Raw genomic sequence first — 21272 nt, 5'->3', positions numbered from 1 at the left:
GCGTGGCTGCCCCTCAGTCGATGATGAACATGGGCTCGCCGTATTCCACCGGCTGGCCGTTTTCCACCAGCACGGCCTTGATGACGCCGGCCTTGTCCGCCTCGATCTGGTTGAGCATCTTCATGGCTTCGATGATGCAGAGGGTGTCGCCCTCCTCCACCTGCTGACCCACCTCGACGAAGGATTTGGCGCCTGGCGTGGGCGCCCGGTAGAAGGTGCCCACCATGGGGGCGAGCACCTGATGGCCGGAGGGCAGGCGGGGGCCGCTGTCACTCTCTGCGGTTGCCGCTGCCGGGGCGGGCGGGGCCGCGGGCGCCGCCGGTTGCTGGGCGCCGCCGGGAATCATGAAGTTCTGCGGCATCATGAACGCCTGGCCACTGTTCGGGGCGGCCCGGGTGATGCGCACGGATTCCTCTCCCTCCTGGATCTCGATCTCGTTGATGCCCGATTCTTCCAGTAGTTCGATGAGTTTCTTGATCTTTCTGATATCCATGGTGCTCAGCTTCGGGTTGTCTGTTGGATGGCCGCCTGCAGCGCCAGCGCGTATCCCTGCGGCCCCAGGCCGATGATCACGCCGGCCGCCACGTCCGACAGGTAGGAATGGTGGCGAAAGGCCTCGCGGGCGAAGGTGTTGGATAGATGCACTTCAATGAAAGGGATGGCCACGCCCAGCAGGGCGTCGCGCAGGGCGATGCTGGTGTGCGTGAAGGCCCCCGGGTTGATCAGGATGCAGTCCACGCCCTGGGTGCGCGCCTCATGGATGCGATCGATGAGGGCGTGCTCGGCGTTGGACTGGAAGGCCTCCAGGGTATGGCCCGACTGGTGTGCCTGTTGCTGCAGGGAGTGGACGATGTCGTCCAGCGTCTGCGCGCCATAAACGCCCGGCTCGCGAGTGCCCAGGAGGTTCAGGTTGGGACCGTTCAGCAGCAGGAACTTGGCCATGTGGATTCACGCACGCTTGAAAGTGGGAAATACCCGACCTTTGCGGGATGAAACCGCAGCGATGCGCAGAGAAAGGACACCCCCCAAAGGTGCCCAGGATTGTGCCTCAAGGGCGGGGGGGTGTCCAGCCGTTAAATAAGGGAACACTGATTTTGCCCGGAGTTTGGGGCAATTTCTGCGGAATTTGTGACGAGATTGGGGTGGGGCGTGAGCCCCTCTCCCGATTGCGGGAGAGGGGTTGGGGTGAGGGCAGTCACGGCACGGGGCTCACAACAGCGGCTTCATCTCCCGCTCCAGGGTATCCCGCTTCAACTCGCCCGCATGGATATACCGCACCTTGCCATCCCGGTCGAGCAGCACGCTGTAGGGCAGGCTGCCGAAGCGGTTGCCATACTCGCTGGCCACGTCCATGGCATCGTCCTCGCCGATGAGCACGGGGAAGTTGACGCCGTAGGTGTCCAGAAAGTCGCTCACCGCCTGATGTTCGTCGATGGCCACAGCGACGATGGTCAGGCCCTGTTCCTCATATTCCTCCTGCATGTCCACGAACAGGGGCATCTCCCTGACGCACGGTGGGCACCAGGTGGCCCAGAAGTTCAACAACACCACGCGCTCGTCCCATTCGCTGATGTGGCGCGGCTCACCTTCCAGGTCGTGCAGGGTGAAGTCCGGCCGCTGCTGACCCTGCATGCCGGCACCGGTGAGGTTGCTGTCGGCGTGCGCGGTGGTGGGGGCCAAGGAGGCGGCCGTGAAGGTGAGGCCGCCGGTCATCAGGGCGAGGGCAAGGAAGGGGGATAGAAGGTGTCTTGGGGTCATGATGTCTCAGGTTGTTTGTGATTCAGAAAGGGGCAAGAGGTTTATGGGAGGGGGTGAGGGCGCGCCCGTTGCCAGCGTTACCCCCGCCCAAACGCCCGGTTCACGTGCTCCAGAAACGGCCCGGCCGCCTTGTATCCCATCATCCGGAAATCCCGCCGCTCTTCCCCTTCGGCATCGAAGAAGATCATCGCCGGCGGCCCGAACAGCTCGAAGTGTCGCATCAACTCGCGATGATCCGAGGTGTTGGCGGTCACGTCCGCCTTGAGCAGGCGGGTGCCGGAGAGGGCGGCCACCACGTCCGGGTTGCGGAAGGTGGTGCGCTCCAGGCGAACGCAGTCCACGCACCAGTCGGCGTAGAAGTCCAGCATCACCGGCTGACCCGATTCGCGGGCCCGTTCCAGTTCGCGCTCAAGATCCGCCATGCTGTCCACCGGCTGGAACGAGAGGCTGGCCTGTTCGCTGGCGGCACCGCCCATGGCCAGGCCACTGAGGGGGCGGAACACATCCTTGCCCCCGGACGCGGCGCCGATCATCAGGATCACGCCGTAGACCAGGATCACCAGACCCAGGCCCTTCCACAGGGCCCGCCAGCCGCTGGCGGCGTCGGGCAGGGCGGTGAGGGCACCCATGTACACGGCGGAGACGATGAGCAGCGCCGACCACAACAACATGGTCACCTGGGCGGGCACCACCCGCTCCAGCAGCCAGATGCCCATGGCCAGCAGCAGCACGCCGAACACGGCCTTGACCGTGTCCATCCAGGCCCCGGCCCGGGGCAGGATCTTGCCGGCCGAGGTGCCCAGGATCAGCAGCGGCAGCCCCATGCCCATGCTCAGGCTGAACAGGGCCAAGCCACCCAGGAAGGCATCACCGGTCTGGCTGATATACAGCAGTGCCCCCACCAGCGGGGCGGTCACGCAGGGGCCGACGATCAGCGCCGAGAGAAAGCCCATGACCCCCGCCCCCATCAGGGTGCCCCCCTGCTGGCGGTTGGAGACGGCGGAGAGCTTCGTCTGGATGGAGGCCGGCACCTGCAGCTCATAAAATCCGAACATGGACATCGCCAGGGCGATGAACACCGCCACGAAGCCGCCGATGATCCAGGGGTTCTGGAAGGCCGCCTGCAGGTTCGCTCCGGCCAGTCCGGCCAGCACCCCCGCAACGGTATAGGTGAGGGCCATGGCCAGCACGAACACCAGAGAGATGAAGAAGGCCTTGCGGGTGGTGAGGTTCTTCTGCCCCAGGATGATGTTGGACAGGATGGGGATCATGGGGAACACGCAGGGCGTGAACGTGAGCAGCAGGCCGAAGCCGAAGAAGACCAGGGCCACCAGCCAGATGCGCCCGTCCGCCAGTTGCCCGGCGATGCGGTCCTGCTCCGAGATCGGCGCGGCAGGCGAGGTGTCGGTGGGCGCGGTGGCCTCGTCTTCAATCACGCCACGGATGTCGCTCAAGTCCAGGGAGGCGGTCTGAAACAGGGGTGGGTAGCACACGCCGATATCGGCGCAGCCCTGGGAGCGGGCTCTCAGATCCAATGAGCCGGGGGCGTCATCGGCGCGGGTGATGGGGATCTGGATGCGGATGCTGTCCCGGTAGGTTTCCACCTGGCCGAAGAACTCGTCTTCCTTGATGGTGCCCGCCGGGCGGCGGGGATCCCCCAGTTCGATACCGTCCGTCTGCGATTCGAAACGGAACTGCTCGCCGTACATGTAATAGCCATCGGCGATGGTCCACTGCGCCACCACCGTGTCCTCGTCGGCCATGTAGGCCTCGAAGGCAAAGGCCTCCTCCGGTGGCAGCAGGTCATCCCCCATCAGCGCCAGCGCCGTTCCCGAGGGCACCAGCAGGAGCAGGAAGAGGGCGAGCAATAGCCGTTTCAGCGAATCAGTCATGGGTCCGTGGTTTCCTCTATCCAGTCCAGGTAGCCTTCAAGTCCGTGGGTGATTGGAACCGCGATAATCTCGGGAAGTTCATAGGGGTGCTCATCCAGCAGGGCTTCCTCCAGGGCCTCGTAGCACTCCGCCCGGGATTTGATCAGGAGCACGTATTCCGAGTCTTCCTGAATCTCGCCTTCCCACTCGTAGATGGACGTGGAGCCGGGCAGTACGGTGACGCAGGCCGCCAGGCGCTTTTCCACCAGAAGTCCGCCGATCTCCCGGGCGCGGGCGTCGTCGTCCAGTGTGGTGATGATCAACAGGGGTTCGTGCATGGTCGCTCCAGGGGGTGCAACTGAGGATGAGGCTTGAGTGTAAGGGCTGCCTCAGGGCAGCACCACCCAGGCCGACATGCCGGCACGCAAGCGATGATCCTCGGGCGGATCAAAGGCCACCCATGCCTGAAAGCTCCCCGCATCACTCTCCAGGGCCTCGAGCCCCACCCGCTGCACGCGGCCCTGAAATTCCTGATCCTCCACCCGCACGCGCACCTGGGTGCCCGGTTCCAGTTCGGCGGCCCGGCGGCTGGAAACCTCCAGTATCGCCACCATGGGTTGCACGACGGCCAGGGTGAGCAGGGGCTGCACCTGCAGGGTGTTTTGCACCACCTGGCCCGGGTGCACATGCTGGGCCACCACCAGGGCCTCCATGGGAGCTTTCACCTGGCTGTATTCAAGGCCCAGCCGCGCCTGGGTGAGTTCTGCCCGGGCGCCCTGGTGGGCCGCTCGCGCCATGGATTGGTCGATCTCTGCCAGGGCCAGTTCACGGCTGGAGATGAGGGCGCGGTCGTACATTTCGCGCGTGCGCTCATATTCCCGCTCCGCCTCCTCGCGAGCCAGCTTGAGCCGCTGTTCCTGGGCCCGGGCACGCGCCAGTTCAGCCTTTGGGGCGCGGTCATCCAGGCTCACCAGCACATCCCCCTCGCCCACCCGATCACCGGGCTGAACCTTCACCCGCGTCACGACACCCGAGACCGGGCTGCCCACCTCCATCCGCATCGACCAGTCCAGCCGTGCCGGCGTCTCGTCGGCGAACCCTTCTTCGGCCAGGCTGGTCGCCGGCACCAGCAATACGGCGATCCAGATCAGCAAGAAGCGGGCGGACAGGTGTTCGCGAAGACGGTAAAGGCAAAGGCCGAGAGGGCGTCTGCCCGGTTGTGGCCTCGGAAAGGTGTCTGTCCCCTTTTTGCTCATCTTCAATGTCTCCGGTCCCGATAAAAGGTCGAAAAGAGGTGCCCGAAAAGAGGTGCCAAAAGAGGTGCCTGTCCTCTTCCCTTTTTCTTCCCTTCTCTCTTGTTGTTTCTGCTAGCCAAGGGGGCTGAAGTCGGGCTGGCCGGTGAGGAGGGCCAGGCGTTCCCAGGCCAGGGCCAGCAGGAATTCGGTTTCGGCGGTGAGCAGCAGGGCCTCGGATTGACGGGTCATGGCGTCGCCCAGGTCGGTGGCCACTTCCATCTCGTAGAGGCTGCGGCTGCGGTCCAGATACAGGTCCCGGTAGTCGGCATGTACCTGGGCCTGTTCGCGTCGGGTGGTCAGTTGCTGGATGCGTTGCCAGGTTTCCAGTATGTCCTGGCGCAGGGCGTATTCCGCTTCGGCCAGATGGGCCTGGGCCTCCAGGCGCCCGGCCTGTTCCCGGGCGGTGGCGGCGTCCACGCGGCCGCCTGAATACAGGGGGACGTCCAGCACCAGACCCAGGGCCAGTGGGTTGCGATCCCCACCGAATTCACGGTTCCACCAGCCGGCTTCCGCCTCGGCCTGCAGGGTGGGGCGGCCCTGGGCCCGCTGGGCGGCGATGCGCTGACCTGCGGCTTCCACCTCCAGGCGCAATGCGCGCAGCCGGGGATTATTCTGCTCGGCGGTTTGCCATAGGGCTTCGAGATCCGGCAGGTCCCGGTCATTGCCGGGCAGGCGTGGTGAGCGCAGGCGGTCGGGCACGTCGCCCGGGTGGCCCAGGATCAAGGCCAGTTGCTGGCGCATGGCACGGGTGCGTTGCAGGCTCTCAAGGCGCTGCATGCGGGCGGCCTGATAGCTGTTCTCCCGGGCCATCAGGTCAATTTCCGAGATCTGTTCCAGGCCATGGCGCTCACGCAGGCGATTGAGCTCCACGAACTCCACGGCCATGGCTTCGTTGTCCCGGGCATAGGTGAGATCGGCCAGCAACACCTGGAAATAGCCGCGCATGATCTCCAGGCGGCGCTGGGCCCGGGTGTGGGTGAGTGCCAGGGTCTGGCCCCTCAGGGTGGTTTCCGCCGCGGCCTGCTGATGATGGCTGCGACCGAAGTCGTAAAGCGTCTTGCGGGCCTGGAGCAGGGCGCGGGAGTCGTCGTGGCGGTCGATGGGGGCAAGATCGTTGGGTTCGATCCAGCGAGGATTCAGGCGTAGCCCGATTTCCAGGTCATTGCGACTCTCGGCCAGGTCCCGGTCCGCCTCGGCTAGACGTTGGCGGGCCTGGCTTCGGGTCAGGCTGGGATGGGTCGGGCTGGCGTGCGTCAGCGCGTCCTCCAGGGTGAGGGGGCGGGGCAGTTCATTGGCCCGGATGGGGGCCTGCGCGGGCAGCAACAGCCCGAGACAGACCAGCGGACCCAGGGCCCGTATCAGGCGTCGAGATGGCATGGGGCGAGTCCGGTTACGGCTCAGCCGCCCCGGGCCTCCTGCTGGCGTTCACGCCGATAGCTGCTGAAGGGCAGATCCTCATAGTGACCGCCCTCCACGTATTCGCCCAGCCAGATGAATTCCTCCACGCTGGAGGTGGGGCCGGTCAATCGGGCGATGGGTTCGCCGTCCAGGTTGAAGAACTGGAACACCGGGGTGGCCCGCACGCCGTGTTCCTCGAAGGCCCAGGCCTGTTCGGTGGTGGTGTTGCCCTCGAAGTCAGTGATCTCGATGGCGCCCTCCACATCCACGGAAAAGCTGGCGAAGTGGGCGTTGAAGTACTCCTGCACCTGGCGCTGGTTGAGGATGTTGTCCTTCATGCGATGACAGAAGGGGCAGGCGTCCATCTCGAAGAAGATGAGGATGGCCTTTTTGCCCTCGTCCCGGGCCAGTTCCAGTTCCTCCTGGAAGTCGCCGAAGGTGGTGCGGAAGAAGTGCTCGTAGGGATCGCGCTCATCGGCCACGGCCTGGCCGGCCAGGGGTGCCACGAGGGCCAGCGTCAGCAGCAGGCTGATGATCAGGGGCAGGCTGGGGCGGTCCGTTCTGGGGGGGCGGGTGCGCATGACATATCTCCTGCGGTTCGATCCGTGAATGTCAATTTAATATATCCATGGGAGATATGGAAAGAAGTTTTTGGCATCCCCCCCCCGTGGGAGCGGGCCTGCCCGCGAACGGGGGTGGCGCCTGGCTGGGGGCTGTGCACGCCGTTTTTCGCCGCCGAGGGCGGCTCCCACGGGAGCGGGTCAGGTTGGGGGCTATTTCTGATCCTTGCGTGGCGGTTCCACCTCCGGCCTGTTCTCCTCCTCGCGCTCCCACTCGCCTTCGATGGTCTGCCCGCCCCCCGGCCGGCGCGGGTCGCCACCCGGTCCGGCCCCGGGGCGCGGTCCCTGACCTCGGTACTCCGTATACACGTTTTGGGCATGAGTCTGGGCCATGAATACGCCCCGGTTGATCAGGTAATTCGCCATCACCCGGCGACTGCCCGGGAGCAGGCAGGCGAAGCCCACCACGTCGGTGACAAACCCCGGGGTGAGCAGCAGGGCGCCGCCGATGACGAGGAAGAAGCCTTCCACCAGTTCGGTGGCGGGGAGTTGCCCCCGGTCCATGCTCTGCTGCACCCGGGTGAGGGTAGCCAGGCCTTGGCGGCGGAGCAGGGCGGCGCCGACCACCGCGGTGAGCACCACCAGACCCACCGTGGGCCAGACGCCGATGATGCCGCCCACCTGGATCAGGACGTAGATCTCCACCAGCGGGATGGTGAAAAAGAGGACGAGGAGAATCGGAAAGACAGGCATGACGTGGGGTTTCCGTTGGGTTTGGATCGTTTATAACAGCGCCGCGACGGGCGCGTAAACTGCGGACTCCGGGCTCCCGGTCAACGAGGACCGGTTGAAATCCGTCCCCTGCAGCAGTTTGTCGATTGTTCCCCCCTTGACATCCCAAGGCGCGTTACTATCATTGGCACTCACCGAGGGGGAGTGCTAACAGGCCCCCGGGACAGACACAAAAACCCGTCCAATCGATTTATCTGAGGAGTCAAGGCCCATGAATATCCGTCCGTTGCATGACCGGGTGATTATCAAGCGCATGGAAGAAGAGCGCACCAGCCCCGGTGGGATCGTGATCCCCGACAGTGCTGCCGAGAAGCCGATCCGCGGCGAAGTGATGGCCGTTGGCAATGGCAAGATCCTCGAGAACGGCGACGTCCGTGCCCTGGACCTTAAAGTGGGTGACAAGGTCATCTTCGGCAAGTACTCCGGCACCGAGGTGAAGGTGGACGGTCAGGATCTCCTCGTCATGCGCGAGGAAGACGTGATGGCCGTCGTCGAAGGCTGATCCGGTCAGCCCGCACCCCGAACAGAAACGATTTAAAGAGGATCAAGCAAGCATGAGCGCAAAAGAAGTCCGTTTTGGTGATGATGCCCGCAATCGCATGGTCAGAGGCGTCAATGTCCTGGCCAATGCCGTCAAGGTGACCCTGGGCCCCAAGGGCCGTAACGTGGTCCTGGAGAAGTCCTTCGGTGCCCCCACCGTGACCAAGGACGGCGTGTCCGTGGCCAAGGAGATCGAACTGGAAGACAAGTTCGAGAACATGGGCGCCCAGATGGTGAAGGAAGTCTCCTCCCAGACCTCCGATGTGGCCGGCGACGGCACCACCACCGCCACCGTGCTGGCCCAGGCCATCGTTCGCGAAGGCATGAAGGCCGTCACCGCCGGCATGAACCCCATGGACCTCAAGCGCGGCATCGACAAGGCCGTGATCTCCGCCGTGGCAGAGCTGGCCAAGCTGTCCAAGCCCTGCACCGACAACAAGGCCATCGCTCAGGTGGGCACCATCTCCGCCAACTCCGATGAGTCCGTGGGCGAGATCATCGCCGAGGCCATGGAGAAGGTCGGCAAGGAAGGCGTCATCACCGTGGAAGAAGGCTCCTCCCTGGAAAACCACCTGGATGTGGTGGAAGGCATGCAGTTCGACCGTGGCTACCTGTCCCCCTACTTCGTCAACAATCAGCAGAACATGTCTGCGGAGCTGGATGACTGCTTCGTGCTGCTGTGCGACAAGAAGATCTCCAACATCCGCGAACTGCTGCCCCTGCTGGAAGGTGTGGCCAAGTCCGGCAAGCCCCTGCTGATCATCGCCGAGGACATCGAAGGTGAAGCCCTGGCCACGCTGGTGGTGAACTCCATCCGCGGTATCGTCAAGGTGGCTGCCGTCAAGGCCCCGGGCTTTGGTGATCGTCGCAAGGCCATGCTGCAGGACATCGCCGTGCTCACCGGCGGTCAGGTCATCTCCGAAGAGGTGGGTCTGTCCCTGGAGAAGGCGACCGTGGACGACCTGGGTCAGGCCAAGCGCATCGTGGTCACCAAGGAAAACAGCACCATCATCGACGGTGCCGGCCGCGAAGCCGATATCAAGGACCGCGTCGACCAGGTCCGTGCCCAGATCGAAGAAGCCACCTCCGATTATGACAAGGAGAAGCTGCAGGAGCGTGTCGCCAAGCTGGCTGGCGGTGTGGCCGTGATCAAGGTGGGTGCTGCCACCGAAGTGGAAATGAAGGAGAAGAAGGCCCGCGTTGAAGACGCCCTGCACGCGACCCGTGCGGCGGTGGAAGAAGGCGTGGTGCCTGGCGGCGGTGTCGCCCTGGTGCGTGCCCTGGAAGGCATGAAGGACCTCAAGGGTGCCAACCACGATCAGGACATGGGCATCAGCCTGGCCAAGCTGGCCATGGAAGAGCCCCTGCGCCAGATCGTTTACAACTGCGGCGAAGAGCCGGCAGTGGTCATGAACAAGGTGCGTGAGCTCAAGGGCAACCAGGGCTATAACGCCGCCACCGGCGAGTTCGGCGACATGATCGAGATGGGCATCCTGGATCCCACCAAGGTGACCCGTACTGCGCTGCAAAACGCTGGCTCCGTGGCGGGTCTGATCATCACCACCGAAGCCATGGTGGCCGAACTGCCCAAGAAGGACGAGCCTGCCATGGGCGGCGGCGACATGGGTGGCATGGGCGGTATGGGTGGCATGGGCATGATGTAATCGCCCGCGCCATCAGCGCCTGAATCTGCCCTTGGCAGTCTGCAAAGCCCCGCCTTGTGCGGGGCTTTGTTGTTTTTTGGCGCGATCCGGGGCACTACGCATCCGGCCCCGATATCTTGTATGGTGTTACAGACGTGAAGCGAGATAAGGAGAAAAGAATATGCAAAAAATGACCCTGACCTGTGGCGTTGGGCTGGCCACTGTTCTGATGTTTGCCAGCATTCCGGCGGCATCCGCCTCGAGTGGCTACACTGTGGATCCCCGCGGCAATGTGGTGCGCGATGGCTCCGGTGATTGCGTGCACACGCCGCGTTGGGAACAGGATCTGGCTATCGAGGGCTGCCAGGGATACGTGGCGCCAGAGCCAGAGCCGGAACCGCGCGCCGAGCCGACCCCCGAGCCGACTCCCGAGCCGGAGCCGCGCTACGAGACCATCACCCTGGGTTCTGAAGTGCTGTTCGCCATCGGCAAGCACGAACTGACCCCGGCTGCCACCACCGAACTGGATGCCGTGGCCCGCCGCATCATGGCCGCAGGTGCGGAACTGGACCGTGTGATGATCTCCGGTCACACCGACAGCACCGGCCCGCGTTCCCTCAACGAGCGCCTGTCCCAGGATCGCGCCGATGCCGTGAAGAACTACCTGGCTGAGCAAGGTGTGCCCGCAGACGTGATGACGACCGTGGGTTATGGTCCTGACCGTCCCGTGGCCTATAACGACACCCGGGAAGGCCGTCAGCAGAACCGCCGTGTCGAGATCCGTATCGAGAAGACGGAACGGGTGAACTAAGGCCGGCTGGCTCTCGCCTTCGCCCTTACCCCAGGCCCCTCTCCCGCAAGCGGGGGAGGGGTTCTCTGTTTCCCGCACCGACCCCGTCATTGAATACCGGGGGATTTACCCCGGGCGCCGATCCGTCATAACCTGACCGAACTACTCAGTCACCGGTCGGCCCATGTCCACATCCACCCCCGCATCCACTTCTTCACCCGACGCCGTCTCCCGTTCCGGGGGCGCTTCACTGACCCTGTCCATCGGCGGCATGGGTTGCGCTTCCTGTGTCGGTCGCGTGGAGGATGCCCTGCGCGCGTTACCCGGCGTGGATCGGGTGAGCGTGAACCTGGCCACCGAGAAGGCCACCATCGAAAGCGATCAGGGCCTCCCAGATGCCAACACCCTGCGCCAGGCAGTCGCCGACGCTGGCTATCAGGTGGAAACCGATGACCTGGTGCTGGATGTGCAAGGCATGAACTGCGGCGCCTGCTCCAGTCGTGTGCAGCGGGTACTGGATCAGACACCTGGGGTGACGGACGCAGTCGTGAATCTAGCCAATGGCCAGGCCCGCGTGACGGTGCTGACCGGTGCCATCACCGCCGCGGACCTGGCGCGCCGCGTCACCGACGCCGGCTATGAGAGCAAACCCCTGGAAGCCGGACCCGACCGGGAGGACCGGGAACGGGCCAGGCGCGCGGCGGAACTCACCGGCCTGCGCCGCGCCGTCATGCTGGCCGCTGCCCTGACCCTGCCCGTGGTGGTGCTGGACATGGGCGGGCACTTCATTCCGGCCTTTCACGAAGCGGTGCACGGAGCCGTGGGCACCCAGGCCGTGTATCTGTTGTTCTTCGTGCTGGCCACTGCCGTGCAGTTCGGCCCGGGGCTGCGGTTCTATCGCAAGGGCTGGCCCGCGCTGGTGCGCGGTGCCCCGGACATGAATTCCCTGGTGATGCTGGGCACCTCGGCGGCCTATGGCTACTCGGTGGTGGCCACCTTTCTGCCCGGGGTGCTGCCGGCGGAGTCGGTGCATGTGTATTACGAGGCCTCCATGGTGATCATCACCCTGGTGCTGGTGGGTCGCTTCCTGGAAGCCCGGGCCAAGGGCGCCACCTCCGAGGCCATCCGCAAGCTCATGGGGCTCAAGCCCCGCGGTGCCCGGGTCTGGCGCGATGGGGCCTGGCAGGATGTGGACGTGGATCAGGTCCAGGTGGATGAGCGGGTGCAGGTGCGGCCCGGGGAGCGCATCCCCGTGGATGGCCAGGTGGTCGAGGGGCAATCCTGGGTGGATGAATCCATGATCACTGGCGAGCCCATTCCGGTGGACAAGCAGGCCGGTGGCGAGGTGGTCGGTGGCACCATCAACGGGCAGGGATCCCTGACCGTCCAGGCCACGCGCGTGGGGGCCGACACGGTGCTGGCGCAGATCATCCGCATGGTGGAATCCGCCCAGGCCTCGCGATTGCCCATCCAGGCCCTGGTGGACCAGGTCACCCGCTACTTTGTGCCCATGGTCATCGGCGTGGCCGTGCTCACCTTCGTTGTCTGGATGATCTTCGGCCCGGCGCCGGCGCTCACCCTGGCCCTGGTCAATGCCGTGGCGGTGCTGATCATCGCCTGCCCCTGTGCCATGGGGCTGGCCACGCCCACGTCCATCATGGTGGGCACCGGCAAGGGCGCGGACATGGGGGTGCTGTTCCGTGGCGGCGATGCCCTGCAGGCCCTGCGGGATGTGGAGGTGGTGGCCATGGACAAGACCGGCACCCTCACCCGGGGGCGCCCGGAACTCACCGATGTGGTCACTCACGGGAACGTGTCCCGGGAGCGGGTGCTGGCCCTGGCCGGGGCCCTGGAGTCCCGTTCCGAGCATCCGGTGGCCCAGGCCATTGTGCGCGCCGCCCAGGGGGCGGATGCCAACGCGGGGGAGCCGGACGTACAGGATTTCGAAGCCATCCCCGGCAAGGGGGTGAGGGGTACGGTGGATGGCCAGGAAGTGCGCATCGGCTCCTGGCGTTATCTGGACGAGGCCGGCGTGGATGTCGAAGCAGCCCGGGAGGCCGCCGAGTCTCTTGCGGAGCAGGGCCGTACGCCGCTGCTGATGGCCGTGAGCGGAGAACTGACGGCCTTGCTGGGTGTGGCCGATCCACCCAAGGAATCGGCCCGGCAAACGGTGCAGCGCCTGCACGATCTGGGCCTGAAGGTGGTGATGATCACGGGGGACAACCGCCGCACAGCCGAGGCCGTGGCCCGGGATCTGGGTATCGATCAGGTACTGGCGGAGGTGCTGCCCGATGGCAAGGCCGATGAGGTGGCCCGCCTGCGGGGTGAGGGCGGCACCCGGGTCGCCTTCGTGGGGGATGGCATCAACGATGCCCCGGCCCTGGCGGGGGCGGATGTGGGCATTGCCATCGGCTCGGGCACGGACGTGGCCATGGAGTCGGCGGATGTGGTGCTCATGTCCGACGATCTGGGCAATGTGGTCAACGCCATTGCGCTGTCCCGGGCCACCTTGCGCAACATCAAGCAGAACCTGTTCTGGGCCTTTGCCTACAACGTCACCCTGCTGCCGGTGGCCGCCGGGGTGCTGTATCCGGTGTTCGGGCTGCTGCTCTCACCGGTGTTCGCGGCGGCCGCCATGTCCCTGTCGTCGGTGTCGGTGCTCAGCAATGCCCTGCGGCTCAAGCGCTTCCAGCCGGAAAAAATGTCATCGAACGCTTGACATGAAAATGAGAACGAGTATTATTTTACTCGTGTGTCGCTTTTCTCTTCTCTTCTCGCATGTTTAGGGGTCCGCTTGGGCCCCTTTTTTTTTCGGGCTGCTGTCAGTGGCGTTGGCTTTCCAGGGCGACTCCCTATCGGGACTTGTTCAGCTTGAGGCCCACCTTGATGATGCGATCGCCCGAGACTTCCCGCACCACCAGTTCCACGCCCGTCAGCTGCAAGCGGTCACCCACCACCGGCTGGGTGTTCAGGGAGCGGCGCAGGAACTCATCCAGGGTAAGGCCACGGGCCTCCTCCGGCACGGCGATCCCGTAGGCCAGGGAGAGATCATCCAGTCGGGCCACCCCGTTGAGCACGAACTCCCCGAAGAATTGACGCTCCGACAGGCGCTCGGGGGCCTCGCTGGCCACGAACAGGCGGTCCAGGGCCTTCAGGTCATGGGGCGAGGCCATCAGGTACAGATAATCCCCCGGTCTCAGATCCAGCATGTTCAGGGCATCCAGCAACACCTTGTCCCTGAGGTGGGCCACTATCCGCACGCTGCGGGGCAGGGTGAAGCTGGTCCACTTCTCCCGCACCACCGGCGTGGTCTCCATCAAGCGGTAACCCACCAGTTCCAGTTCCTGCTGCCCGGGAATATCCAGTTCCACCCGCTGCACCAGATGGTTGGTGGGGGGGACTTCCAGCTTCAACAGACGGGCGAAGGTGGACACTGTCCAGCCCTGAACCAGCAGCGAGATCAGCACCACGAAGAAGACGATGTTGAACAGCATCTCCGCTTCGTCGATCCCGGCCAGGAAGGGGAACAGGGCCAGGATGATGGGCACGGCCCCGCGCAGCCCCACCCAGCCCACAAAGGCCTGTTCCCGCCAGGGGAAGCGAAAAGGCAGTAGACACAGCCATACGGCAATGGGGCGGGCCACCAGAATCAGTACGGCGGCGATGAGCAGGGCATCCACAGCCACCGGCACCAACTCGGAGGGGGTGACCAGCAGCCCCAGCATCAGGAACATGCCGATCTGGGCGAGCTGGGCGATGCCATCATGAAAACGGTTGATGTACTGGGCTGCCTGCAGCGGCCGATTGCCCAGCAGCAGGCCCGCCAGGTAGATGGCCAGAAAGCCGCTGCCATCCATCACCGCCGCCACGCCGAAGATGCTCAGGCCCCCGGCCATGGCCGCCAGCGGATACAGCCCCTGGGGGATCTCCAGGCGGTTGATGAGCCACGCAAGGCCCAACCCGCCGGCCAGCCCCACCACGGCCCCCAGCCCCATCTGCTTGACGAACTCCCAGAGCACCGTCAGGCCCATGTTGCCGTGATCACCCACGATGACTTCGATGAAGGCAATGGTCAGGAAGATGGCCATGGGATCGTTACTGCCGGACTCGATCTCCAGGGTGGCGCCCACGCGCTGCTTGAGTTCCAGCCCCCGGGAGTGGAGCAGGGAGAACACCGCCGCCGCGTCGGTGGAGCCGACGATGGCCCCCAGCAGCAGGCCCACCATCCAGTTCAGCTCCAGCCACCAGGCGGCGAAGGCCCCGGTGAGGCCGGCGGTGATCATCACACCGATGGTGGCCAGCCCCAGGGCCGGCCTGAGCCCCACACGGAAGCTGGAGATGGGCGTGCGCATGCCGCCATCGAAGAGGATGATGGCCAGGGCCAGGCTGCCGAACAGGTGCGCGATCTGCACATCCTTGAACTCGATGCCGCCGGGGCCTTCCTCGCCCATGAGCATGCCGATGAGCAAAAACACCAGCAGCAAGGGCACGCCCAGCCGCCGCGTGACGACGCCGGCCAGCACGCTGGCCAGCAGCACCAGGCTGCCCATGAGAATGATCTGATTGGTGAGGTCCATGGTTAAACTCTATCAGGCTGATGTTCCATTACCTAACAGGGCAGAGCCTAACCCAGCAGGCTTTTCAGGTTGCTCAGGTGAGCCTTGCCGGTCAGCTTGACCTCCTCCGGGTCCGGCGGTTTCGCGTCGGGCCATTCCAGGAATTCCTCGGGCAGCTCCTGCAGGAAACGACTGGGTTCGCAGTCCACGATCTCGCCATAACGGGTGCGGCGACAGGCATAGGTGAGGGTGAGGCCCTTCTGGGCGCGGGTGATCCCCACGTAGGCCAGGCGGCGCTCCTCCTCCAGGGTGTCCTCTTCCAGGCTCACCCGGTGAGGCAGCAGCTCCTCTTCCATGCCCACCAGGAACACATGGGGGAACTCCAGGCCCTTGGCCGCGTGCAGGGTCATCAGGTGCACCCCGTCTGCTTCGGCCTCGCCCCCGGCCCGGTCGAGGATGTCCATCAGCGTCATGTGTGCCACGATCTCGCCGATGTTCTTGCCTCCGGCGGCCCCCTCCCGGGAGAGTCTTCCCATCCAGTCCAGCACCTCGTTCACGTTTTCCATGCGTCGGCTGGCCGCCTTGGGGTTGGCGCTCTGTTCCAGCAGCCAGTCCTCGTAGCGCATGTCCTCCACGAGGGTGCGGGCCACCTGGGCCGGATCTTCCTGGCCGGCCTTCATGCTGTGCTCCCGCAGCCAGTCGGCGAAACCCTGCACGCGGCCCACGGCGCGACTCGAGAGCACCTCCGTCAGGCCCATCTCCTGGCTGGCGGTGAACAGGCTCACGTGGCGTGACGAGGCATATTCCCCCAGCTTCTCCAGGGTGCCGGCGCCGATCTCCCGGCGGGGCACGTTGACGATGCGCAAGAAGGCACTGTCATCATCCGGGTTGGCCAGCAGGCGCAGATAGGCCAGCACATCCTTCACCTCGGCACGCTCGAAAAAGGACTGCCCGCCACTGACCTTGTAGGGGATGCTGTTCTCCCGCAGCAGTTTTTCGAACACCCTCGCCTGGTGATTGCCCCGGTAGAGGATGGCGTAGTCCTTGTACTCGGTGCGGTGCTTGAAGCGGTGCTTCATGATCTCCGAGACCACCCGGGTGGCCTCGTGCTCACCGTCCTTGCAGGGCAGGATGCGAATGGGCTCGCCCTTTCCCAGGCCACTCCACAGGCGCTTTTCGAACACGTGCGGGTTGTTGGCAATGAGCCGGTTGGCCGTTTGCAGGATCACGTTGGTGGAGCGGTAGTTTTGCTCCAGCTTGACGATCTTCAGGCGCGGGAAGTCCTGTTGCAGGGTGACCAGGTTTTCCGGGCGGGCGCCACGCCAGGCGTAGATGGACTGGTCATCATCGCCCACCGCGGTGAGGCCGCCTTCCACGTCCACCAGGAGCTTCACCAACCGGTACTGGCAGGCATTGGTGTCCTGGTACTCGTCCACCAGCAGGTGCCGCAGACGGTGGCGCCAGCGATCGCGCACCTCCAGGTTCTCCTCCATCAGGTGCACCGGCAGGATGATCAGATCATCGAAATCCACGGCGTTATAGGCCTTCAGGGCCCGCTGGTAGGCGGCATACAGGCGGGCCTGGCCGGCCTCCACCTCGTCGGCAGCATGGGAGAGGGCGGCTTCGGCGCTGATCAGATCGTTTTTCCAGCGACTGATGCGATGCCGCGCCGACTCCACCTCCACGCCCTCATCATGGCGATGGGTGAGTTGCTTGAGCAGTGACAGGGCATCGGCGGCATCAAAGATGGTGAAACCGGGCCGATAGCCCAGCTGACGAATTTCGCGGCGGATGAAGTCCAGCCCCAGGGTGTGAAAGGTGGAAACGGTCAGTCCACGGCTCTCCTCCCGGGAGAGCAGCTTGCCGGCCCGCTCCTTCATCTCCCGGGCGGCCTTGTTCGTGAAGGTGATGGCGGCGATATGCCGCGGCGCCATGCCCTTGTCCCGGATGAGGTGAGCGATCTTCTGGGTGATCACGCGGGTCTTGCCGCTGCCGGCACCGGCCAGCACCAGCAGGGGGCCGTCCACATACTCGACGGCGGCACGTTGTTGCGGGTTGAGTGTGTCCATGGGGCGCCGGGGGCGAAGGGCAGGGGGCGTCGTATTGTACCTGCGAGGCCGGTCGGCTGACAGGCGTGGGTTGTCGTCGTTGCGCCGGTATCATCGATGATCCATGAATCCGATGATGCCCAAGGATCACTGCATGCACATCACCCCCCAGGGCTGGCTCCATCCCGCCACCCACACGCCCTCACCCAACCATGACCCCCGCCCGCCGGGTGTGGTCCCCGAACTGATCGTGATCCATGCCATCAGCCTGCCCCCCGGGCAGTTCGGTGGGCCCTGGATCGACCAGCTGTTCACCAATGCGCTGGACCCCGCCGAGCACCCCTATTTTGAACAGATCCACACCCTCAGGGTGTCGGCCCATTTACTGGTGCGTCGGGACGGTTCGCTGGTGCAGTATGTACCTTTTGGTGAGCGGGCCTGGCACGCCGGGGTTTCACGGTTTGCAGGGCGCGAACGCTGCAATGATTTTTCCATTGGCATCGAACTGGAGGGTGCGGATGATTCTCCTTTTGCCGCGGTGCAGTATGAGCGCGCATCCCAGGTGATCGGGGTACTCGAACAGGCTTATGAATCCTTGCGAGGCAGGCCCGTTGTCGGCCACTCGGACATTGCGCCCGGGCGCAAGACGGACCCCGGCCCATGCTTTGATTGGCAACGGTTTGAGGTGTGTCTGGGCAGGCCCTGCCGGAGGGGGTAAATCCAAGTTATTTTCTTGGTTTTGTTGAGTTTCCCGGAACTGGATCAAGTGATCGGTATTTAGTAAACCCCCAAGGGTGATTTTGGTATTGTTTGACCTTGCATGCGGGAATTCGAACAACGAAACTTTGCGTACCATCTTAACCTTGGAAATCCACCATGTCTCTGATCACCATTCTCATCGCTGTCGTTTTAGAACGTCTGACCAATGCCATTGAGAACCTGCGAAGCTTCACATGGTTGACTCGCGTGACCGGCATGATCCGGGCGCGCGCCGAGGGATTTGGCCTGGGAGGCACCGCGGCCCTCGTGGTCACCCTGGCCGTGCCCCTGGTCATCGTGGCCGTGATCTTCCACCTGGTGGGTGGCATGCTGGCCGGTATCGTGGGGCTGCTGCTGGGGCTGATCGTGCTGCTGTTCTGCCTGGGGCCGAGGGACCTGAACCGGCAGGTGGATTCCTATCTGGAAGCCGGGGCCATGAAGGATGAGGACCGGGAGATGAAGCACGCCCGCGAACTCCTGGGTGAGGACAACGTGCCCGGCGATGCCGCGGAACGTTCCAGCGCCGTGCTGCAAAAGGCCCTGTCCGAGAGCAACCCGCGACTGTTTGCCGTGCTGTTCTGGTTCGTGATTCTTGGCCCTCTGGGCGCCGTGCTCTATCGTCTCTCCCACCTGCTGCAGGCCCCCGCGACGGAGGAGAAGCCGGCAGCGGCCGCCGCCGAAGGCGAGCAGGGCAAGGAAGGTGAGGACAAGCCCCAGGCCGAGCCCACTGAGGACGGTTTCCGGCAGGCAGCAGTGCGCCTGGTGGCCCTGCTGGACTGGATTCCGGCCCGCCTGGTGGCCCTGGGTTATGCCCTCACCGGCACCTTTGACCGGGCCTTCCCCGTGCTGCGCAGCAACTTCACCGGGCCGCTGGCCGGCATGGCCGAGCAGAACGAACGTCTGCTGCGCGACGCCGGTTCCGAGGCGGTGCAGTTGGACGATGTGGACATGAAGGACCCCCTGGAAGCCCGCTCTGCGGTGGAACGCGCCTCCAATCTGGTGTTCCGCACCCTGATCGCCTTCGTGGCCGTGCTGGCACTGCTGACCATCGTGGGTCTGGCCTGATGGGTGTTGAATGATCTGCATGGATCTGCTGCGTCATGGCGAACCCACCGGCGGCCTGCGTTACCGGGGCAGCGGGGTGGACGACCCCCTCAGCCAGGAGGGCTGGCGACAAATGTGGGACGCGGTGGGCGGCAAGGCCAACCCCGGCGGCCCCTGGGATCGCCTGGTCAGCTCGCCCATGGCCCGCTGCCAGGGCTTTGCCGAGCAACTGGCGCAGCGCCTGGGCCTGCCCATGGCCATCGAACCCGCCCTTCGGGAGGTGGGGTTCGGGGCCTGGGAGGGGCGCAGTCATGAGGACCTCAAGCTCAACAGCCTGGATGAGTACCTGGCCTTCTTCCAGGACCCGTTGAAATCCCGGCCCCAGGGGGCTGAGCCCCTTGGGGAGTTCCGGGGGCGCGTGTCCGACGCCCTGGCGCGGGTGGAAACCCGTTACCGCGGTCAGCACGTGCTTCTGGTGACCCACGCCGGCGTGATCCGTGCCGGCATCTGTGCAGCCCTGGACGTGCCCCTGGAGGCCATGTACCGCATCAAGGTGCCCTATGCGGGCCTTACCCGCCTGCGCCGGGATGAGCGGGGATTGATGCTGGAATTCGTGAATCGTACCCGGGTGTCGTGAAGGGCCGGCCCCTCCTGGCCATGTTAACCTTCTGGGCTTTCACACTTTCAGGGGATCTTCATGAGTCCATTTCTCAAGACTGCCATTGATGCCGCCCTCAAGGCCCAGGGCGTGATCCAGCGCCATTATCGTCAGGGCGTGGAGGTGGAGCTCAAGCCGGACCAGACGCCGGTGACCATTGCCGACCTGGAGTCGGAGCAGGCCATCAAATCCGTCCTCTTCGGTGCCTTCCCTGATCATGGCACCTATGGAGAGGAGACCGGCCAGGAACGCATGGATTCGGAATATCTCTGGTTGATCGACCCCATCGACGGCACCAAGAGCTTCGTGCGTCGTTATCCCTTCTTCTCCACCCAGATTGCCCTGCGCCACGGCGATGAGCTGGTGCTTGGGGTGTCGAATGCCCCGGAGTTCGAGGAACTGGCCTACGCGGCCCGTGGGGAGGGCGCCTTTCTGGGGGAGAAGCCCATCCATGTGAGCGATGTCACCCATCTGGAAGATGCCACCCTGTCGCTGGGCAATATCAAGACGCTGGCGGGTGGGCCTGGGTGGCAGGGGTTGTCCGAGATGGTGCAGCGGGTGAATCGCACCCGGGGCTATGGGGATTTCTACCACTATCACCTGCTGGCCTCGGGGCGCATCGACCTGGTGGTGGAGTCGGACGTGAACATCCTGGACATCGCCGCCCTGGCGGTGGTGGTGCGCGAGGCCGGTGGTGTGTTCACCGATCTCCAGGGCCAGCCGCTGACCCTGGAGACCACCAGCGTCCTGGCCGCGGCCACGCCGGAACTCCATGCCATCGCCCTGGAAATGCTGAACCGCCAGGCCTGACTTGCGGGGCCGGGCCGGCGGCGGGTCCCAAGGCCGCTAAGGCACCGGCTTCCAGATCCCGTCCACCAGGCCCTCGGCCGGTTGAAAGCGGATCTTGTAGGCCATTTTGGGTGTCTGCGCGTTCCAGAAACCCAGGTAGACATAGGGCAGCCCCATGCGCCGGGCTGCCTGCACCTGCCATAGGATGGCCAGGGTGCCCAGGCTGCGGCTGGCAAGCTCCGGGTCGAAATAGGTGTATACCGCTGACAACCCGACGGGCACCTGATCCGTGACCGCCACACCCACCAGTTGCTCGCCCAGGCGAAATTCCACCAGCCAGGTCGAGCACCAGTGGCTGGCCACGAAACCCCAGTAGCTCTCCGGTGAGGGCTCATCCATGCCGCCCCCGTGATGACGGGCATTCACATAGCGCTCGTAGAGTCGGAAATGTTCCAGGTCGAAGGCCGGTGAGCGGATCTGCGCAGTGATGTCCTGATTGCGTGAGGCCACCCGGCGCTGATTGCGATCCGGGCGGAATCGGTCCACGGGCAGACGCACCGGAACACAGGCATGACAGCCCCGGCACTGATGGCGATACACGTGATTGCCACTGCGACGAAAACCCAGTTCGATCAATCCCCCGTACAGGCCCGGGTCCATGGGCTGATGAGGATCGGCAAACACACTCACCATGTCCCGATCCCCCAGATAGGGGCACACATCGGGGACGGTGGCGTAAAAGATCAGGGATTCCTTCCGGCGCACATGCAC

The 21272-nt window shown here is 64.7% G+C and carries 20 protein-coding genes; 8 read left to right on the top strand and 12 right to left on the bottom strand.

Translation table 11 applies throughout. The features are described 5' to 3' along the window. Positions 1-13: 13 nt before the first annotated feature. The 9 genes from accB to LPW30_RS07760 form a co-directional block, all read right to left on the bottom strand. Positions 14-493 carry an acetyl-CoA carboxylase biotin carboxyl carrier protein gene (gene accB, locus LPW30_RS07800; RefSeq protein ID WP_239680529.1) on the bottom strand — a complete coding sequence of 160 codons (480 nt, stop codon included), beginning with the start codon at positions 491-493 and terminating at the stop codon, positions 14-16. A 5-nt stretch (positions 494-498) separates the two neighbouring features. After that, entirely contained in the window at positions 499-942 is a 444-nt protein-coding gene (gene aroQ, locus LPW30_RS07795; RefSeq protein WP_239680528.1) for a type II 3-dehydroquinate dehydratase, read from the bottom strand. A gap of 267 nt (positions 943-1209) precedes the next feature. Beyond that, positions 1210-1758 (bottom strand): TlpA family protein disulfide reductase, encoded by a 549-nt coding sequence (locus LPW30_RS07790; protein WP_239680527.1) that lies wholly within the window; start codon positions 1756-1758, stop codon positions 1210-1212. A gap of 77 nt (positions 1759-1835) precedes the next feature. After that, positions 1836-3650 carry a protein-disulfide reductase DsbD gene (locus tag LPW30_RS07785; protein WP_239680526.1) on the bottom strand — a complete coding sequence of 605 codons (1815 nt, stop codon included), beginning with the start codon at positions 3648-3650 and terminating at the stop codon, positions 1836-1838. Next, complete coding sequence (gene cutA / locus LPW30_RS07780) at positions 3647-3967, bottom strand: divalent-cation tolerance protein CutA (RefSeq protein WP_025281480.1); 321 nt, start codon at positions 3965-3967, stop codon at positions 3647-3649. Before cutA ends, LPW30_RS07785 begins: the two co-directional genes overlap by 4 nt. Before the next feature lie 51 nt (positions 3968-4018). Then, positions 4019-4885, bottom strand: coding sequence for an efflux RND transporter periplasmic adaptor subunit (locus LPW30_RS07775; RefSeq protein WP_239680525.1), 867 nt, complete (start codon positions 4883-4885; stop codon positions 4019-4021). 111 nt (positions 4886-4996) lie between these two features. Continuing rightward, positions 4997-6301, bottom strand: coding sequence for a TolC family protein (locus tag LPW30_RS07770; protein ID WP_239680524.1), 1305 nt, complete (start codon positions 6299-6301; stop codon positions 4997-4999). Between the two features lie 20 nt (positions 6302-6321). Next, positions 6322-6903: a thioredoxin family protein gene (locus tag LPW30_RS07765; protein ID WP_239680523.1), complete on the bottom strand. Its 582-nt coding sequence runs from the start codon at positions 6901-6903 to the stop codon at positions 6322-6324. A 192-nt stretch (positions 6904-7095) separates the two neighbouring features. After that, positions 7096-7635, bottom strand: a complete 540-nt coding sequence (locus LPW30_RS07760) for an FxsA family protein (protein ID WP_025281476.1) — start codon at positions 7633-7635, stop codon at positions 7096-7098. 250 nt (positions 7636-7885) lie between these two features. Between LPW30_RS07760 and groES the strand changes: the two genes are divergently transcribed. The 4 genes from groES to LPW30_RS07740 all read left to right on the top strand — a co-directional run bounded on the left by groES (position 7886) and on the right by LPW30_RS07740 (position 13366). Continuing rightward, complete coding sequence (groES, locus tag LPW30_RS07755; protein WP_025281475.1) at positions 7886-8176, top strand: co-chaperone GroES; 291 nt, start codon at positions 7886-7888, stop codon at positions 8174-8176. A gap of 52 nt (positions 8177-8228) precedes the next feature. Beyond that, positions 8229-9878, top strand: coding sequence for a chaperonin GroEL (gene groL / locus LPW30_RS07750; protein WP_238624383.1), 1650 nt, complete (start codon positions 8229-8231; stop codon positions 9876-9878). Positions 9879-10038: 160 nt separating this feature from the next. Next, a complete protein-coding gene (locus LPW30_RS07745) occupies positions 10039-10668 on the top strand; it encodes an OmpA family protein (RefSeq protein ID WP_239680522.1) in 630 nt (209 codons plus the stop codon). 163 nt (positions 10669-10831) lie between these two features. Continuing rightward, entirely contained in the window at positions 10832-13366 is a 2535-nt protein-coding gene (locus LPW30_RS07740) for a heavy metal translocating P-type ATPase (RefSeq protein ID WP_274521652.1), read from the top strand. Positions 13367-13499: 133 nt separating this feature from the next. On the opposite strand, the gene LPW30_RS07735 is transcribed toward LPW30_RS07740, so the two are convergent. Together LPW30_RS07735 and rep are read right to left on the bottom strand one after the other, a co-directional pair. Continuing rightward, complete coding sequence (locus tag LPW30_RS07735) at positions 13500-15224, bottom strand: potassium/proton antiporter (protein WP_025281471.1); 1725 nt, start codon at positions 15222-15224, stop codon at positions 13500-13502. Between the two features lie 47 nt (positions 15225-15271). Continuing rightward, positions 15272-17272 carry a DNA helicase Rep gene (rep, locus tag LPW30_RS07730; RefSeq protein WP_025281470.1) on the bottom strand — a complete coding sequence of 667 codons (2001 nt, stop codon included), beginning with the start codon at positions 17270-17272 and terminating at the stop codon, positions 15272-15274. 133 nt (positions 17273-17405) lie between these two features. Between rep and ampD the strand changes: the two genes are divergently transcribed. The 4 genes from ampD to LPW30_RS07710 all read left to right on the top strand — a co-directional run bounded on the left by ampD (position 17406) and on the right by LPW30_RS07710 (position 20522). Further along, positions 17406-17969, top strand: coding sequence for a 1,6-anhydro-N-acetylmuramyl-L-alanine amidase AmpD (gene ampD / locus LPW30_RS07725; protein WP_239680521.1), 564 nt, complete (start codon positions 17406-17408; stop codon positions 17967-17969). 158 nt (positions 17970-18127) lie between these two features. Next, positions 18128-19075 (top strand): regulatory signaling modulator protein AmpE, encoded by a 948-nt coding sequence (ampE, locus tag LPW30_RS07720; RefSeq protein ID WP_239680520.1) that lies wholly within the window; start codon positions 18128-18130, stop codon positions 19073-19075. A gap of 10 nt (positions 19076-19085) precedes the next feature. After that, positions 19086-19691: a histidine phosphatase family protein gene (locus tag LPW30_RS07715; protein WP_029762395.1), complete on the top strand. Its 606-nt coding sequence runs from the start codon at positions 19086-19088 to the stop codon at positions 19689-19691. A 60-nt stretch (positions 19692-19751) separates the two neighbouring features. Beyond that, on the top strand, positions 19752-20522 hold the full coding sequence (locus LPW30_RS07710; protein WP_239680519.1) for an inositol monophosphatase family protein: 771 nt from the start codon (positions 19752-19754) through the stop codon (positions 20520-20522). A gap of 36 nt (positions 20523-20558) precedes the next feature. Here LPW30_RS07710 and LPW30_RS07705 read toward each other — a convergent pair whose 3' ends face one another. Further along, positions 20559-21266 (bottom strand): arginyltransferase, encoded by a 708-nt coding sequence (locus LPW30_RS07705; protein ID WP_239680518.1) that lies wholly within the window; start codon positions 21264-21266, stop codon positions 20559-20561. Positions 21267-21272 lie beyond the last annotated feature (6 nt).

Source organism: Ectothiorhodospira variabilis (genome assembly GCF_022227625.1).
GTDB lineage: Bacteria > Pseudomonadota > Gammaproteobacteria > Ectothiorhodospirales > Ectothiorhodospiraceae > Ectothiorhodospira > Ectothiorhodospira haloalkaliphila.
This window is presented reverse-complemented; position numbering and strand designations above follow the sequence as displayed.